Origin of the sequence: Parvularcula marina (genome assembly GCF_003399445.1) — a bacterium.
GTDB classification, from domain to species: Bacteria; Pseudomonadota; Alphaproteobacteria; order Caulobacterales; family Parvularculaceae; genus Parvularcula; species Parvularcula marina.
Map to the genome: position 1 here is coordinate 1148121 of NZ_QUQO01000001.1, position 15569 is coordinate 1163689.

The 15569-nt window shown below is 59.0% G+C and carries 15 protein-coding genes; 8 read left to right on the forward strand and 7 right to left on the reverse strand.

The genetic code is table 11. The annotated features are described in order from the left end of the window. The first annotated feature begins 120 nt into the window (after positions 1 to 120). The 3 genes from galE to kdsB are packed head-to-tail and all read left to right on the forward strand — an operon-like array spanning position 121 to position 2269. The gene (gene galE, locus DX908_RS05405; protein WP_116391399.1) at positions 121 to 1107 is read left to right on the forward strand and encodes a UDP-glucose 4-epimerase GalE; all 987 of its coding nucleotides are present in this window, start codon (positions 121 to 123) and stop codon (positions 1105 to 1107) included. 29 nt (positions 1108 to 1136) lie between these two features. After that, the gene (locus tag DX908_RS05410) at positions 1137 to 1523 is read left to right on the forward strand and encodes a VanZ family protein (protein WP_158548520.1); all 387 of its coding nucleotides are present in this window, start codon (positions 1137 to 1139) and stop codon (positions 1521 to 1523) included. Further along, a complete protein-coding gene (gene kdsB / locus DX908_RS05415; protein ID WP_116391401.1) occupies positions 1520 to 2269 on the forward strand; it encodes a 3-deoxy-manno-octulosonate cytidylyltransferase in 750 nt (249 codons plus the stop codon). The genes DX908_RS05410 and kdsB overlap by 4 nt, the downstream gene beginning before the upstream one ends. Here the strand turns inward: kdsB and DX908_RS05420 are convergent. Further along, the gene (locus DX908_RS05420) at positions 2266 to 3810 is read right to left on the reverse strand and encodes an ArnT family glycosyltransferase (protein ID WP_116391402.1); all 1545 of its coding nucleotides are present in this window, start codon (positions 3808 to 3810) and stop codon (positions 2266 to 2268) included. The two genes, kdsB and DX908_RS05420, sit on opposite strands and share 4 nt — an antisense overlap. Continuing rightward, entirely contained in the window at positions 3807 to 5477 is a 1671-nt protein-coding gene (locus DX908_RS05425; RefSeq protein ID WP_116391403.1) for an ArnT family glycosyltransferase, read from the reverse strand. Before DX908_RS05425 ends, DX908_RS05420 begins: the two co-directional genes overlap by 4 nt. Before the next feature lie 145 nt (positions 5478 to 5622). On the opposite strand from DX908_RS05425, the gene DX908_RS05430 reads away from it, so the two are divergent. The 3 genes from DX908_RS05430 (at position 5623) to DX908_RS05440 (ending at position 8714) form a co-directional block, all read left to right on the forward strand. Then, positions 5623 to 6396, forward strand: coding sequence for a glycosyltransferase family 2 protein (locus DX908_RS05430; protein ID WP_116392996.1), 774 nt, complete (start codon positions 5623 to 5625; stop codon positions 6394 to 6396). Positions 6397 to 6482: 86 nt separating this feature from the next. After that, positions 6483 to 6881 carry a hypothetical protein gene (locus DX908_RS05435; protein ID WP_116391404.1) on the forward strand — a complete coding sequence of 133 codons (399 nt, stop codon included), beginning with the start codon at positions 6483 to 6485 and terminating at the stop codon, positions 6879 to 6881. Positions 6882 to 7031: 150 nt separating this feature from the next. Next, complete coding sequence (locus tag DX908_RS05440) at positions 7032 to 8714, forward strand: putative bifunctional diguanylate cyclase/phosphodiesterase (protein WP_116391405.1); 1683 nt, start codon at positions 7032 to 7034, stop codon at positions 8712 to 8714. Here DX908_RS05440 and efp read toward each other — a convergent pair. The 3 genes from efp to DX908_RS05455 all read right to left on the reverse strand — a co-directional run bounded on the left by efp (position 8711) and on the right by DX908_RS05455 (position 11297). Continuing rightward, positions 8711 to 9274, reverse strand: coding sequence for an elongation factor P (efp, locus tag DX908_RS05445; protein ID WP_116391406.1), 564 nt, complete (start codon positions 9272 to 9274; stop codon positions 8711 to 8713). The two genes, DX908_RS05440 and efp, sit on opposite strands and share 4 nt — an antisense overlap. A 325-nt stretch (positions 9275 to 9599) precedes the next feature. Continuing rightward, on the reverse strand, positions 9600 to 10346 hold the full coding sequence (locus DX908_RS05450) for a YebC/PmpR family DNA-binding transcriptional regulator (protein WP_116391407.1): 747 nt from the start codon (positions 10344 to 10346) through the stop codon (positions 9600 to 9602). Between the two features lie 75 nt (positions 10347 to 10421). Further along, the gene (locus DX908_RS05455; protein ID WP_116391408.1) at positions 10422 to 11297 is read right to left on the reverse strand and encodes a LysR family transcriptional regulator; all 876 of its coding nucleotides are present in this window, start codon (positions 11295 to 11297) and stop codon (positions 10422 to 10424) included. An 84-nt stretch (positions 11298 to 11381) separates the two neighbouring features. Here DX908_RS05455 and arfB point away from each other — a divergent pair, with 84 nt between their 5' ends. Continuing rightward, a complete protein-coding gene (gene arfB / locus DX908_RS05460; protein WP_116392997.1) occupies positions 11382 to 11801 on the forward strand; it encodes an alternative ribosome rescue aminoacyl-tRNA hydrolase ArfB in 420 nt (139 codons plus the stop codon). A 307-nt stretch (positions 11802 to 12108) separates the two neighbouring features. Continuing rightward, positions 12109 to 12945, forward strand: a complete 837-nt coding sequence (locus DX908_RS05465; protein ID WP_116391409.1) for a toll/interleukin-1 receptor domain-containing protein — start codon at positions 12109 to 12111, stop codon at positions 12943 to 12945. Positions 12946 to 13139: 194 nt separating this feature from the next. On the opposite strand, the gene DX908_RS05475 is transcribed toward DX908_RS05465, so the two are convergent. Then, positions 13140 to 14162 (reverse strand): hypothetical protein, encoded by a 1023-nt coding sequence (locus DX908_RS05475; RefSeq protein WP_116391411.1) that lies wholly within the window; start codon positions 14160 to 14162, stop codon positions 13140 to 13142. 3 nt (positions 14163 to 14165) lie between these two features. Beyond that, entirely contained in the window at positions 14166 to 15527 is a 1362-nt protein-coding gene (locus DX908_RS05480) for a vanadium-dependent haloperoxidase (RefSeq protein WP_158548521.1), read from the reverse strand. Between the last annotated feature and the right edge of the window lie 42 nt (positions 15528 to 15569).

Genomic DNA, 15569 nt, shown 5'->3' on the forward strand with positions numbered 1-15569 from the left:
CTACACTGCTTGGGGCGTGCCGCAAATTGGCACGGTGTTGCTATAGGGCATTTGACGCCCCGCTATTCAGTTTAGTACCGAAAACCGCTACAAGGTTCCCAGTTTCCAAAGGTGTAGACCATGACCATCGCGGTGACAGGCGCCACGGGATATCTAGGCACGCATATGCTCCTGTGTCTGATGGATCGGGGTGAGGATGCCATCGGCTTTGCCGCCGAGGGTGAGCTGCCGCCTGCGCTCGCCGGAAAGGTAACGCTGGAGACTGTCGCGCTGGATGATTCGGCAACTCTCTCTGCGAAATTCTCCGAGCACCGGATCACAGGGATCATCCATTTTGCCGGCGACGGCACGATCCCCGCTTCGCTGATCGACCCGCTCAAGGAATATGAGCGCACGCTGGTCGCGACCCTCACCATGCTGCGCGCGGCGTCCAACGCTCGCTGCGAGCATGTGGTATTTTCATCGACCGCCTCCGTATACGGCGTGCCTGACCGGATGCCGATCCGCGAAGAGACCCCGCTCAATTCGATCTCGCCCTATGGCGCGGCGATGGCGATGGCTGAGCGGATCGTCACCGATTCCTGCCGCCCCGCCTGTCTGTCGACCGCGATCCTGCGTTACTTCAACGTGGCCGGCGCCGACCCCAAGCTGCGCGCCGGGGAAGCGGGCCATCCGCGCCATCTGATCAAGGCCGCCGCCCAGATTGCAACCGGCATCCTTGATGAGCCGCTCAAGATTTATGGCGATGATTACGACACGCCGGACGGCACGGCGATCCGCGACTATATCCATGTCAGCGACATGGCCGAGGCCCATGCGGCGGCGCTTGATCACCTTGTGCGCGGCGGCGATCCGGTCATCCTCAATTGCGGCTATGGCGAGGGAGTGTCCGTGCGCGATGTGATCGAAGCGGTCCAGCGCGTCTCGGGTGAGAAACTCGACACCATGGCCAGCCCCCGCCGTCCGGGCGATCCACCGATCCTGATCGCCGATACGGCTGCGATCCGCAGCGTGCTCGGCTGGAGCCCGCGCTATGACGATATCGACCAGATCGTGCGTACAGCGATCGAATGGGAGAAGAAGGACGGAGGCCTCGCGCCCCAGTGAGAATCTCATTGCGTTCGATTGCCCGAGTGATGGCGGTCAGTTTCGCCGTGCTCATCACCATTCTCAGCCTGACACCGGAAACCGAAGATCTCGACGGCGCCACTGACATGTTCGGCTGGGTCATGGATTTGATCTTCGGGCATCCTGAAATGGGCGACAAGCTGGCGCATTTCACCGCCTATGGCGCCCTCGCGGTGACAGCGGCCATCGGCTTTGCCCAGAGCGCGCGCGGAATTTTCGCCGTATTCGTTGCGACTTTTCTCTTCGGTACGCTGATGGAGTTCGGGCAAGGCTTTATCAGCGAGCGGGAGACGGACAGCCTCGACCTTATCGCCAATTTGGGAGGACTTGCCGCCGGTATCGTCGCAGGCGCCCTGCTCGGTCGCTATCTTCCCAACGATGGACACCCCGCATGACCCGCGCCCTGATCGTTATTCCCGCCCGCTATGCATCAAGCCGCTTGCCCGGCAAGCCATTGCTCGCCGAAACCGGCAAACCGCTCATTCAGCATACGGTTGAGCAGGCGATGAAAGTCAATGGCGTAGAGGTCGTCGTTGCGACCGATGATGAGCGGATCATCGAGGCTGTGAACGCCTTTGGCGGCAATGCCGTGATGACTGACCCCGCCCATCAAAGCGGTACGGACCGGGTCGCCGAAGCCGCGCGCGGTCATGATGCAGAGATTATCGTCAATGTGCAGGGCGATGAGCCGGAGATTGACCCGGAGGTCATATCCCTCCTCATTGAAACCCACGCAGCGGCGCAAACCTCAACACGCCCGGCCTTTACCTCAACTCTTGTCTGTCCGTTCCCGGAGGATACAGACCCAGCAGGGCCTAATGCGGTGAAAGCTGTCCTTTCGGCGCCAGATGATTCAGGGGTCCGCTCGGCGCTTTATTTCTCGCGCAGTCTCATCCCCTACCCTCGGTCGGGCGAGGCACGGCCCTTCCTGCATCTGGGGCTCTACGCCTTCACCAAAGAGAGCCTTCAGGCCTTCCCCACCCTTTCCCGCACACCGCTAGAGCAGACCGAAAGCCTCGAGCAATTGCGCATCCTTGAGCATGGCCACCGCATTGCCTGCGGTGTGGTCCGGGAGGCCGCCCCCGGTATTGATACGCCTGAGGATTATGCCGGGTTCGTCAAGCGGCAGGCCGCTCTCTAGCTTCGGCCGTGACACCCGCCGAGGGAGTCAGGGTCATATCCCGTCACTTCGAAAAGCTCGATTGTCCGCTCCGGACGGCCCCGGCGTTCATCATGCAGGTCGATGAAATTCGTTCCGACCAGATCGATTGTTTCGAAACGCCCCACATACCAGCAGAAGCCGACAGCCCATGGCCGCAGGAGGATGTAGTTTCCGTCCGTCTTCGGCTCAAAAGCAAAGACATATTCGTAAGTGTTGTCCGGGCGATTATTGAGGTCCGCGACCATCATCGGCGGGTGGTCCTTGCCGCGCCATTCCCAGTTGAGGTGCGCGGCAAACTCCCGTTCATCCGTGATCACCGCATCATAACCCTGCACGCTTTGAAGAAGCTCTGCCCCTTGTTGCTCCCAGCCACGCAGGCGCTTGACGGATTTTGACATGCCCATCGCATCTGCGAGACTGAAATTGAGAAGCACGGCAGTGAAGAAAAGCCCGATCACCACATGAAGGCCGAGCGAGCTGCGTAAGACCCAAACGCCTTTGCCGCCCTCGCGGCGCAGGAACCATGCCGGCAGCAGCACCGTCATCGCAGGATAGGCTGCCATCGCCCAGTTGGCATGGGCGCGTGACAGGAACGCCTGCACACAGATGATGATCAGCGGAGGCAGAATAAAGGAGAGAAGGAAGAGATCCCGCCCCTTGCCATCGAGGAGCAGCCGCCGACGCAGGGTGAAAAGCCCGAACAGGAACGCGCCAAAAATGATCGGGCCAGCCACCCCGAATTGCCCGGCTACAAAATCAAGCAGCTCGTCGGGATGGGCGAGTTGCCCTGACCAATTGGCGTTATCTGCCGTGTGGCTGAGGGTCTGAAGCCCGTTCGCAAAATTCCACCAGATATTGGGCGCGAAGATCACTGCCGCCACGAGCAGCGCCAGCGCGATCTTCCCCGGACGGAAGGTCCGTCTTGCATAGGGCGAGAGCACCAGCGCGATGACCCAGCCTAGCGGGAAATAGATCATCGCATATTTGGAAAGGAACCCCATCCCGATCGCCGCACCAAGACCAACCGCCCACCATGTGCCCTGCTCCTTCGGTGTCTCGGCCAGACCGACGAGGCAGAAGAGAGCTGCACTCCAGCAGAGGAGCAGCGGCACATCGGTTGTAATCATCGTGCTGCCCAGCATGATCGCAGGCAGGAAGAGCCAGAGCATCGCGGCCCAGATCGCGACCCGGTCACCATAGAGCTTGCGCCCCACCCCGTAGAGACAGAGCGCCATGGCGCCGATCATCAGGGGGCTGAGGAACCGGACGGCCCAGACATGATCGCCGAAAAGCCCTGTCGTCAGGGCAATCGACCAGGCGATCACCGGCGGCTTTGAGTAATAGCCCCAGTCGAGCTCCTGCCCCCAGAACCAGTATTGTGCCTCATCAGGTCCAAGGCTCGTCTGGTAGAGAAACAACAAGACAAGGCGCAGGAATGTGACCGCACCGACAGCGATGAGCACGGTCAGGGTCGGCCTGTCTTCCATGACGGCAAGGGCTTTACGGATATTCTCGATCATGGGGCAGACAGACGGAAAAGAGTGAGCCGGATGTTCCGGTTTTTCGAATAGTTGAAGCCTTCAATGCTCGCGATGCGAACGGGCATCCGGCCTTCGGGGAAAGAGGAAAGGAAGGCAAGCTCGTCCCGTTCTTCAACGACGATGGCGCGGTTGGGGGCAGTGGTCAGCCACAAGGCGCCCTCTTTGGGGCGCAGCAGTTTCGTCTGTGTCCCGAGCGTGAAGACGGCCGAAGGTTCGGAATAGCCAACCAGCGCGATGGGCCCTGTATTATCCTTGAGCGGATGGGCCTCATGCGCATCGAGCATTTTGGCCAGTGCGGGTGTCATGGCGAGCCGGTCGAGGGTCGGCAGCACGCCTTCGAAAGTCCCCCACGCAAACAGGGCGCTGGCGGCGATGGCGGCGGCCAGTGCCGGGCCGCTCCGCTTGATGATGGCGAGCACGCTCGCGCCGAGACAGACAACGCAGATCAGTGCCGCCCCCAGATAGTGCCAGATCGTCAGCCCCGCCGTGGAGAAATGATTGGCAAGGATGAGGATCGCTGCCACCGAGCCGAGCCCGATGATCGCATAGATCACCGCGCCCGCAGCCCTCAGTCCACGGTATTTTACCTCCGGCACGGTCGCGATCAGCTGCCCGCAGATCAGCGCCAGCGCCGGGTAAAGCACCATCGGGTAATGCGGCAGCTTGGTTTGCGAGATTTCGAACAGGAGCCACATCGGCACCAGCCACGCAAAGCAGAAAAAGAACGGCCCCTCCTTCCACCGTTCGCCCGCATGACGCCCTGCAGCAAGAATGAACAGAGCCGCCGGCCAGAACATCCCCCAGAAGAGAAGGAAATGCGCGCCCGCCGGGGCGGCATGGCTTTCCTGCGGCTCGGAAACCTTGCTCAGCATGTCGATCCCGACCGCCTCGGCGAAGAATCGCCCCTCGGTCGCAATGCCAATGGCAATCGCCCAGGGCGCAATCATCGCCAGCAGGAGGAGCACACCCGACACCGGCTTGAGATGCCGGATGAAGGCCCACCAGTCTTTTCGCTCAAGCTGGAAGATTGCGATCCCGGCCAGCGTGAAGAGCGCCACCGCCGGCGCAATTGGACCCTTGATCAGGATACCTGCGCCCATCGCTGCCCAAAATCCGAGCGCGATCCTATACTGCGCCTTGCCCATCTCACTTGTCAGCATCCAGGCCAGTGCCGCCTGCATTCCGCAGACGCATGCGAGGAGGACTGCATCGGTCTTGGCGATTGACGCCTCCCCCATCACGACGGGCGCGGCGGCCAAAAGCAGCCCCGCGGCAAGTCCCGGCCTTCGCCCGAAGAGCGCGCAGCCCGCTATATAAGTGAAGATCGAGGCGAGCATCGCGCCGAGCAGGCTCGGCAACCGGTAAGCCCAGAGCGGCCGGTCCTCGACATCGGCAAAAGTCAGGACCGAGCCCGCCTGCAGCCAGTAAATTCCGACAGGCTTTTTATTGCGCTCCTCATCCTGAAAACGGATGCGGACATAATCGCCAGTCTCGATCATCTGTGTCGTGGCCTGAACGAAGCGGCTTTCATCGCGGTCGAGCGGCGGCACGGTCATCAGGCCAGACAGGCCCGCGACCAGCGCAAACAGCGCGATCAGAACGATGTGCCCACCGCTGGGGGCCTTGCGCGACCCGCTGATGATCATTCGTTCGTCATCCTACGCCTCAGGTCCGGCCTCCCTAGCCATTCCCGCCCACAATGGCGAGGGCCGCGCAAAAGATGTGGCAAAAGGATCATTTCACGTGGACCCGGACTGGCATCATTGAATGGAGCGTGCTCTAGAGCCCGCCATGTCAAATACGCCTGCCTCTATCTTTGCCTTCGACAGATCCAGTGACGATGCGATCGAGCTGTCGGTTGTCGCGCCAATGTATAATGAAGAAGGCGGCGCCGAGATCCTTGTGCGCGAGATCGCCGAAGCGCTGGCTGGCCGGTCATTTGAAATCATCATGGTCGATGATGCCTCGACTGACGGAACCAGGGCTGTCCTCAAATCCCTCAAGGACGAGATCCCTCAATTGCGCGTCCTTTGCCACGCAAAGAATTCAGGCCAGAGCCGTGCGGTCCGCACAGGCATTTTGGCCGCCAAGGCGCCGATCATCGCGACACTCGATGGCGATGGTCAAAATGTGCCGGGCGATATTCCAAAGCTTTTCGACATCCTGACCCGTCCAGACGCGCCCCAGCTCCTCGCTATGGTCGGTGGCGAGCGCCAGAAGCGTCAGGACAGCGCGGCCAAAAAGCGCGCTTCCAAATATGCCAACCAGATCCGAAAATGGGTCCTCAAAGACGAAGCGAACGACACGGGCTGCGGGCTTAAAGTCTTCTGGCGACAGGCTTTTTTACGCCTGCCCTATTTCGATCACCTGCACCGCTACATCCCGGCTCTCATGGTCCGAGAGGGCTTTTTGACCGAATTTGTGTCGGTCGCTCATCGGCCCAGAGAACACGGTCAGTCAAAATATACGAATTTTGGTCGCGCAGCAGTGGCCGTCCGGGATCTTTTTGGCGTATCGTGGCTTATCGCACGGTCCCGGCACCCGCATGAGATCGAAGAGTTATAGGGGGAAATTCTATGGCAAATCCGCGGGTAGCACCGATTCCAGGTCTGGGATACGATGACGAGGAACTTCAGCGAGGAAAGTCGTCCATGTTCTCCATGATACCGTTGCTGGCGCTCAGCCTGATTATTTACGCTGTTGCCAATGTCCTTGATGGGGAAACCTTGTGGACGACGCAGGAGCTGTTCACCTTGGCGATGCCGGCCGGCAATGACTGGCTGGTCACCTTTGGCGATGCCTTCATCATTTTCTCAATGCTGCTTTTGTTCATCGAGCTGCTTCGCGCGACGAGCACCGGGACGGACAGCATCGTCAACCACTTCCTCTCCGCGATCCTTATGGTCGCCAATGTGCTGCTGTTCGTCATGGTCTCGAGCTTCGGGAACTCGGTCTTCTTCATCTATATGGCGATGACCTTCCTCGACTTCATGGCTGGCTTCATCATCACGACGAAAGCCTCTCGCCGCGACTTCGGCGTCGCCGCCTAGCGCAATTCCTCTCAGCTGGCCTGTTCGGTTTCCGGACAGGCGGCTGAAAAACGTCAGTAATTCAGCGTTCCTTTACGCCCTGTCCCTATGGTGCTGGGGATAACTCGTGCCGTTTCCGGCGCGGGATGGGCCACAGGATAAGAACAGCGGATGACTGCGCAGACACATTTTGCCAGCGAGACAGTCGGTCTCGCCCTCGAAGCGACCGGCCAGACCATGTTTGAATATGATCCGTCGACAGGCGATCTTGCCTGGGCAGATCTCAGCGCGGCCCGTTCGGTTTTCGGTTTCGAAGAGAATGTTAGCGCTCCCGGCATGTCCGAGCTGCTCTCCATGCTTGGCGATGAACACCTCGTCCAGCGTGAGCGCGCCGTTGAAACGGCCCGCGCGGAGAAAAGCGCCTACACGATTGAATACGCGCTCGGTGATGAGGCCGAGGGTCCTTGGGTCGAGGAGCGCGGCACCTGGCTGCCGCATGGCGGCACCGACAAGCTGATTGCCATGGTCCGCCGGATCGATGAGCAAAAGCGCCGCGAGAAAAACCTCAGCTATCTTGCTTCATACGACGAGCTGACCGGCCAGTTGAACCGTATGCGGTTCATCGAAATTCTCGAAGAGACAATGCGCGGTGTCAAAACCGGCACGCGGCACGACGCCCTCTTCTTTGCGGGCATCGACGATGTCGGCACGATCAACAACGATTTCGGCATCGACGTTGCCGATCAGGTGATTGTCGAAGTCGCGCAGCGGATTGACCGTGCGCTTGGCAATGGCGGCATTTTTGGCCGTGTCGCCGGAACCAAATTCGGCATCCTCGTTCATGAGGGGTCGCCGGACACGGTTCTGAAAACCGCGCGCAACATCATGAATGCCATGAGGGAGAGCATCGTTCTCACACAAGCCGGCGGCATTGGCGTCTCGGTATGTATCGGAGCAACCTATCTGACCAAAGAGTCTGGCTCGGCAGCGCAGGCGCTCTCTTGCGCAGAAGCTGCTTTCGATCAGGCCCGCCGTCAGGGCGCATCGAGCTTCCAGCTTTTCCGTGAGGACACGGATCTTGCCAGCCAGCGCCGCAAGAATAACGAGATGTCTGACGTCATCCTGCGGGCCCTGAACGACCGCCGGATCTATCTGGCCTATCAGCCGATCGTTACAGACATCACCAGCGAAGTGACGAAATATGAGTGCCTCATCCGCATGCGTGATGAGAATGGATCGGAAGTTCCAGCCCCGTCATTCATTCCGGCGGCCGAGCGTCTTGGCCTTGTACATTTGCTGGATCGCCGCGTGCTTGAGCTGGCGACAAAGGATCTGGCGCAAAACCCGGATATTGCCCTCAATGTGAACCTGTCCTGGGAGACAGTGCGCGATCCGGTCTGGGCAGAGGGCTACCTCTCCCACCTGCGCGCAAATGCTCGGGTTTGTGATCGGCTCACCATCGAGCTGACCGAGACCCAGATGGTCGATGCCATCGAATCCTCAAGAGAATTCGTTGCCGCCATCAAATCCTTCGGCTGTAAATTCGCGATCGATGATTTCGGCGCGGGCTACACCTCGTTCCGTAACCTCAAGGCACTCGACATCGATGTCCTGAAGATTGACGGCTCGTTCGTGTCGGGTGTCTCGACGTCGCGCGAGAACCAGCTCTTCGTCCGTACCCTGCTCGACCTTGCCCGTAATTTCGGGATGAAGACCGTCGCTGAATGGGTCGATGACGAAAATGACGCCCAGCTCTTGAAAGCGCTCGGCGTCGATTATCTGCAGGGCTATTATATCGGCAAGCCCGCTCCTCTTCCCCGCGCGGAAGGCGAGGAAGAGCGTCTGGCGGTTTAGTCCGCCCGCTTCACATATTCGAGCGTCTCGGTATTGACGACGATCTTCACGTTGCCGCTGATATGCGGCGGCACCATCACACGCAGGCCATTCTCAAGCACAGCCGGCTTGTAGGAGCTTGAAGCCGTCTGACCTTTGACCGTCGGCTCGGTCTCGGCAATTTCCAGCACGACCTGTTCCGGCAGGCTGACCCCGATCGGGCGGCCCTCGAAACTCTCGACCGTGACATTCATGCCGTCCTGCAGGAAAGCGGCCTGGTCCCCGAGAAGATCCGCAGGGATGCTCACCTGGTCATAGGTCTCTGTGTCCATGAAGACGTGCTGTTCGCCCTCTGCATAAAGATAGCTGAAGTCTTTCTGCTCAAGGCGGACACGCTCAACTGTTTCAGATGAACGGAAGCGCTCATTCAGCTTGCGCCCGTCGATCAGGTTTTTCAGTTCGACCTGCGCATAGGCTGGCCCCTTGCCCGGCTTGACCGCGTCGACCTTGACGGCCTTCCACAAAGAGTCCTGGTGCTGAATAACATTACCCGGACGAATTTCATTACCGTTCAGTTTCATAGGGGAACTCGTGCGCCTTGCGTTGAGATAAATTGAATATTCGCGCGCCTCTACCGGCTGCCGGTGACGACGGCAAGAACCTGAAAAGGCTATATTTGCTCGAAGCAATCATGCTGCGCCGCAGCAACTATTTCTCTTGTGTCAGTTCAGTGACTATGAAATAGAGATGGGGAAGAGCCACTCGTCAGAAGCGGCCAGGGACGAAACGGCCCAATCCCAACAAGAGCGAACAACGCTCGGTCCGTTGAACCATAATACCCCATTACTCGGACACCGCGCTCGGTAGCGCGGTGTCTTTCTATATAGGGCTTGGTTTTACTGGGCGTCAGCCAGCCAGCTTTTCCATGGCTTCATCACTGATCTCGAAATTCGCATAGACATTCTGGACGTCGTCTAGATCATCAAGCGCATCGAACAGTTTCATCATGGTCTCGGCCTTGTCATCAGAAACCGGCACCATCATCTGCGGCCGCCAGGACGGCGCGGTATTCTCTGCCTCACCGAATTTCGCTTCGAGCGCAGCAGCAACATCGCCGAGATCTTCAAGCGCGGTGTAGATGGTGTGCCCGTCTTCTGAGCTTTCAACATCATCGGCGCCGGCTTCGATGCCAGCTTCCATGACGTCATCTTCCGAGCCGATCTCGGCCTTGTATTCGATCTTGCCGACCCGGTCGAAACCGAAAGAGACAGAGCCCGTTTCCCCCAGCGAGCCGCCATTCTTGGTGAAAGTCGAACGCACTTCAGAGGCCGTGCGGTTCCGGTTGTCGGTCAGCGCCTCGACAATGACGCCGACACCCTCAGGCCCCCGGCCCTCATAGCGGATCTCTTCATAGTTCTCGCCGCCCGCATCGGCGGCCTTGTTGATCGCGCGCTGGATCACGTCTTTCGGTACGGATTGCGACTTCGCGTTGTTCACGGCGAGGCGCAGGCGCGGGTTCATGTCAGGGTCCGGCGCGCCCATTTTGGCAGCCACCGTGATCTCTTTGGCGAGCTTGGAGAAGATCTTCGAACGCTTCGCGTCCTGCCGCCCCTTACGGTGTTGGATATTCGCCCATTTTGAATGGCCTGCCACGGCGTCCTCCGAAACTCATTGATAAGACTGTCAAGATCGCGGCGGTCTAGACGCCTCAATCCCGGTGGGCAAGCATCAGCATTTGAGCGCCCCGGCGAGGTAATCAATGAAGGTCCGAAGCCGTACCGGCATATGCGCCATGGGCGGATAAACAGCATGAAGCCGGCTCACCCCCCAGTCAGTCTCGGGCAGGATTTCAATGAGCTGGCCCGCCTCGATCGCGGGCGCGAGGATAAAGCGCGGCTCGCGGACAAAGCCGAGCCCCCGGACTGACATCTCGCGCAGCATCTCGCCATTATTGACCCGGAAGACCGGGCGCGTGGTCACCGTCTCACCATCCCCGAAGGTCCAGATATGGCTGTTGGGGACATTGGTATAAACGACCGACGGCGCGCCCGCGAAATCCGCTGGTTTCTCGAAAGGCCCATGCTGTTCAATCAATGAGGGCGGACCCGCCACCGCCATCGTCACCGGGCAGAGCCGTTTGGCGATCAGCGAGGAATCGCTCAGCTCTCCAATCCGGAGCGCAAGATCAAAACCTTCCCCGACCAGATCGACCCGGGAATCGGTGAGTTGCAGATCCAGCTCCACACCTGGGTTTTCATCGACAAAGCCTTTGAGGACATCCGGCAGCGCGGTCAGCGCGAATGAGAATGGCGCGGACAGCCGGATCCGGCCGGTCAGCGTCCCCGCCCCGATCTGCAAACCGCCTTCGAGATGCTCGACCGAATCCAGAATGTCATTCGTGCCGGCAAGGTAGGTTTCCCCCGCTGGCGTCAGGGTCAGGGTCCGCGTCGTCCGGTGAACGAGCTGAACGCCTAACCGCTCCTCCAGCGCCTTGAGGCGGCGGCTGACAGCGGAAGGGGCAACATCGAACTCCGCGGCGGTCGCGGTGATGGAGGCGGTGCGGGCGATCGTCTGAAAGACGCGCATATCATCGAAACGGTCCATGACGGCCTATGTAGGGAGGAATGCGGCCCCCGCCTATCTCCGAACTTGACCCTTCTGCCCTTTGCGGGGGAAGCGGCCCCCATCATGAGGATTACCGACACGCTGCTGATCGACGAAAATGAGCTGGAGGAGGCTTTCGCCCGCGCCTCCGGCCCCGGCGGGCAGAATGTCAACAAGGTCGAGACGGCGGTGCAGCTGCGGTTTCGGTTGAGCGCAAATACCTCAATCCCGGAGGACGCAAAGCTCCGTCTGCGCCGTATGGCGGGCTCCCGGCTGACAAAAGACGGCGACATCCTGATCGAGGCATCGACCCATCGCCGTCAGGGCGTCAATCGCGACGAGGCCCGGCGCAAGCTGGCCGCCCTCATCCGTGCCGCCCTCCCCCGCCCGAAAACGCGGATCGCCACCAAACCGACAAAGGCGTCGGTCCGCCGCCGGCTCGATGACAAGAAAAAACGGGGCTTACTGAAGAAAGGCCGCAGCGGGGATATAAAGGGGGAGTGAGGGGGGAGCATGAACTATCACGGCGGCTGACAGAAAATTCTCCCATCACTACTGATTAGCTAACATCTTCAATTTCCGTATTGGTACTGAAGAGGGAAGTGTGATGGAAGGCTTGTCGCAAGATTATAGATTGGCCGCGCATAGACGTATCGTGCAACACTTCCTAAGCTTCCCGGAATGCTCTCCTAAATCCGAGCTCTTGCGTGTGTTGCTTCCGAGACATTTTGAAGTGGGGAGATATAATGGAGTGCCAAATACAGTGGCACAGGGACTTAAAAAGGTCACGCCAAACTAACGAGATGGCTTCATGAGCACCATCAACCAGTCGAACATAACGCGCCTTACCAAAGAGATCGCAACCCTCCGACAAGCCGATGCGCGCGAAGCGGAAAAGGAAGCCAACTTGCTCGCCAAAGCAAACCGCGCCCAAGAAGCAGCCAGCCGAACAAAAAGTCCATCCACGGCACAGACCAAAATGAAAGAGCTTGAGCGCGCATCTAAGGATATGGCGTCCATTCAGAAAAAACGCAGCAGTATCGCCGGGCGGATAGCTCAGAAGACAAGCGACTTGACTCGTTACCAACAACATCAGGCGCGAGACGACGAGAAAGCGCGCAAAAAGATCGCAGACGAGCAAAAAAGGCTTATTCGCGAACGTGAGGCTCACGAGCGGCGGATCAAGAGCGAGGTACTAAGCCGCTCAGCACAAACCCAAAAGAGATATGATCATAACACTGATGAATATGACTTCTTCATATCACATGCAAGCGAAGACAAAGATGGGTTTGTCCGCGAACTTGCAGAAGCATTACGCGATAAAGGCGCACGTGTCTGGTATGATGAATTCTCCCTGAAAATCGGTGACAGTTTACGCCGCAACATTGATCAAGGATTGGCGAGTTCTCGCTTTGGCGTTGTCATTTTATCCGAGAGCTTCTTTCGTAAGGAGTGGCCAAACAAAGAGCTAGATGGGCTGACAGCCCTCGAAGTCACTGGCGAAACACGCGTTCTGCCAATATGGCATAAAGTATCGAAAGATGAGGTTGCACAGTATAGCCCCATGCTCGCGGATAAAGTGGCCCTCAATACTTCTTTAAAAGCGATCGATGAGATCGCTGACGAATTAATAGGGCTTCTCAAATAGTAATGAGCCGTGGTCTTAATAGACCTGCTGCGGCGCATAGGACACAATGAATGAAAGGCAAAACGCCTTCACCCCGCTCTCTTCACCCGCGTGACCATCTCATCGAGCATTGAGAGGAACCGGGAGCGATCCTTTTTCTGAAAAGGCGGCGGGCCGCCGATCTGATCACCTCCGCCGCGCATACTCGCCGTCGGTCAGTATCCGTATCGCAGGGACAAAAGTGCCTGCAATTCATCCCGGTTGAGCAGCGGGATAGTCTCGAGTGTGACCACGGCTTCGCTGTAATTGATGCCAAGGTTCGCCGACAGGCCGCGGGCGAGGAAATATTGCGCGCCAAGAGCGCCCGACGCCTCTTCTTCCCCCTCGATCTCGCCGTAATGCCCTTCGGCGGACAGGACGATATTTCCGAACTGATACTGCCAGCCCGCCGATGAGTACCACCGGTCCGCCTCAACCCCGAGGGCCTCAAGGCGTTCTGCACCAAGACCAATACTGATATTGCGACGACCATAGCTGTGCTCGAATGTACCGGTCACAGAGTCCGTCTCAAAGACAGTCACCCCGTCATCGGAGCGGAAATCACCATTGGTGTATCGCAGGCCATAGCGGTAGCCCGCAACGCCAACCGGCCGCGCCCAGACCCAGCCAAAATCAACATCACCATTCTCATCAATAATCGTACTCAGCCGCGAGGGGCCGAACTGTCCGACATATCCGCCGCCCCAGTCATCCAAGCCGCCGAGTGGACCATCAAAGGCGAGACGGGCATTCCCGGCCCCGCGAAGCCGCCGCGTCTCTTCCTGAACGATATCCGCGACTTCGCCGCCGACAATCGTTCCCCATGATCCGCTGATGAACCCGGCAATATTATCCGTATAGCTATCTTCATCGAAGATGGTTTCATATTGCCCAAAATAGGCAAGCCCGACATTCCACCGGATCGGCAATTGCGTCACCGCGCTCATCTCGAAATTCGCGGTCAGCCTGCCGTCGAGATCATCTTTCCTCGAATTATTGAGATCGGCATCAAGCGCGCCGTCGATCAACCCGTTCAGGCTGAAGGTGATATCGCCGAACTGAGCGGCAAGGGGCTCCTCAAAGGAGGAAAGCCGCTCCCCATTCAGGCGGAAATCCTGGGTCATGGCGGAGGCTGCGAGGGCGGCACTGGCGCAGGTTGCGGCAAGGCCGCCCGCAAGCAGTCTGATGAAATGACGCATCGCTCAGACTTTCCTCTGGAACATGGTTTCAAATGCCTGCTGCGCGATCTGGCGGCCCGCCTTCATCGCGGCGGTATGGTCCAGCCGCCAATGCACCCCGCCATAAAGCCGGCTCCACCCGTTCTCCTCGGCGGCCTGCGACAGGCTGGTCCATGTCCGGCGTGCACCGACAATCTGGGGCCAGCCGACCTGATCGGGGGATTCATGGGAAAAGGTGACATTGTCCGTGCCCAGGAGCAGCGCGGTCATTTCCGTCCCGGCCGCCCCGAAGGTCGAGTGCCCGGAAGTGTAGGACGGGAAATTTGGTGTCGGGATGAAACTTTCCCAGCCAGCATCCTCCACGATCCGTTTATCAGGATTACCGAATGCGGCCGACCGGGTGCGGATCGCTGTCGAGGGCCGCAGAATGTCATGGTGATATTTGCTGTCCCAGGAATTGATGGCCGCATCGCATTGCGTCATGCCCAGAAGCGCGAACGCCCTTGCCGTATCGAGGAAATCAAACCCGCGCGACTGAAGCACCTGAACGGCGATGAAAAGGAAGTGGCCTGGCGGCGTAATACCCCACGGGCCATCTTCCCAGAAAAGCGCGATTTCAGATTGATCCTCCGTACGCATTGTACTCTTTGCCCCGCCAATCTGCCTGATGAGATCATAGTCCTCGGCAAATTCGGGGCTAGCCGGATCATAAAAGGGCTCGGGCCGGAACTGGCCGGTGTGGCGCAGTGTCCAGGGCTTGATATGACCGAAGCCCGGATAAAGGCCTCGGCCATAGCTTGAGATTCTCGGCCCCGTCTGAACGCCATAGGCGGCACTCGTCGGATCCCAGTTCACCTGATCGTCACGACGCGGATACCGGCCCAGATAATAGTCTACCTTATTGGGCTCCGCGCCATCGCGGGTTCGCATACGAACGATTTCAAGCCCAACGCGGCGCCCCCATTCGGCGCCGAGCGTCTTGGCTGCCCCATCGGGGATCCTGTTCAGGAATGTTTTGCGTTCAAAGATGAAGGGCTGCTGGAAATTCTCAGCCGCCGCGGCAGCAAAGGCGGCCCCGTAAGCCGCTTCCGGATCGGCGCCTTTGGGTCCCCTGCCGATGCCGAAAGGCTCCTCATACCGACCGATAATGGCATTGGCGGCCAGAAAGCCCGCAACCATCGGCGCGGCGTAATTATAGGCAGCGCGCGGCGGCGCAACGCGCTGGTCCCGCGTCTGCTGCAGGACGATATCAACCCAGTGATAGACCGTGTTGTGATTTTTCTGCTCCAGCACCGCGGTCAGATAGGACGGCGATGTCCCAAAATCTGACGCACACCCCGTCAGGAATGCCCCTGTCCCGAGCGCCGCGGCGCCCAGTTTCAGCATGTCCCTTCGGTTTATGTGAGCCCTATCCGAAACTGCTTCATC

Excerpts from the sequence above, each read along its gene's own strand:
- kdsB (WP_116391401.1), top strand. The coding sequence starts at position 1,520 with ATGACCCGCGCCCTGATCGTTATTCCCGCCCGCTATGCATCAAGCCGC.
- DX908_RS05420 (WP_116391402.1), bottom strand. The coding sequence starts at position 3,810 with ATGATCGAGAATATCCGTAAAGCCCTTGCCGTCATGGAAGACAGGCCG.
- DX908_RS05440 (WP_116391405.1), top strand. The coding sequence starts at position 7,032 with ATGACTGCGCAGACACATTTTGCCAGCGAGACAGTCGGTCTCGCCCTC.
- DX908_RS05475 (WP_116391411.1), bottom strand. The coding sequence starts at position 14,162 with ATGCGTCATTTCATCAGACTGCTTGCGGGCGGCCTTGCCGCAACCTGC.
- DX908_RS05455 (WP_116391408.1), bottom strand. The coding sequence starts at position 11,297 with ATGGACCGTTTCGATGATATGCGCGTCTTTCAGACGATCGCCCGCACC.
- DX908_RS05435 (WP_116391404.1), top strand. The coding sequence starts at position 6,483 with ATGTTCTCCATGATACCGTTGCTGGCGCTCAGCCTGATTATTTACGCT.
- efp (WP_116391406.1), bottom strand. The coding sequence starts at position 9,274 with ATGAAACTGAACGGTAATGAAATTCGTCCGGGTAATGTTATTCAGCAC.
- DX908_RS05465 (WP_116391409.1), top strand. The coding sequence starts at position 12,109 with ATGAGCACCATCAACCAGTCGAACATAACGCGCCTTACCAAAGAGATC.
- DX908_RS05425 (WP_116391403.1), bottom strand. The coding sequence starts at position 5,477 with ATGATCATCAGCGGGTCGCGCAAGGCCCCCAGCGGTGGGCACATCGTT.
- arfB (WP_116392997.1), top strand. The coding sequence starts at position 11,382 with ATGAGGATTACCGACACGCTGCTGATCGACGAAAATGAGCTGGAGGAG.
- DX908_RS05410 (WP_158548520.1), top strand. The coding sequence starts at position 1,137 with ATGGCGGTCAGTTTCGCCGTGCTCATCACCATTCTCAGCCTGACACCG.
- galE (WP_116391399.1), top strand. The coding sequence starts at position 121 with ATGACCATCGCGGTGACAGGCGCCACGGGATATCTAGGCACGCATATG.
- DX908_RS05430 (WP_116392996.1), top strand. The coding sequence starts at position 5,623 with ATGTCAAATACGCCTGCCTCTATCTTTGCCTTCGACAGATCCAGTGAC.
- DX908_RS05480 (WP_158548521.1), bottom strand. The coding sequence starts at position 15,527 with ATGCTGAAACTGGGCGCCGCGGCGCTCGGGACAGGGGCATTCCTGACG.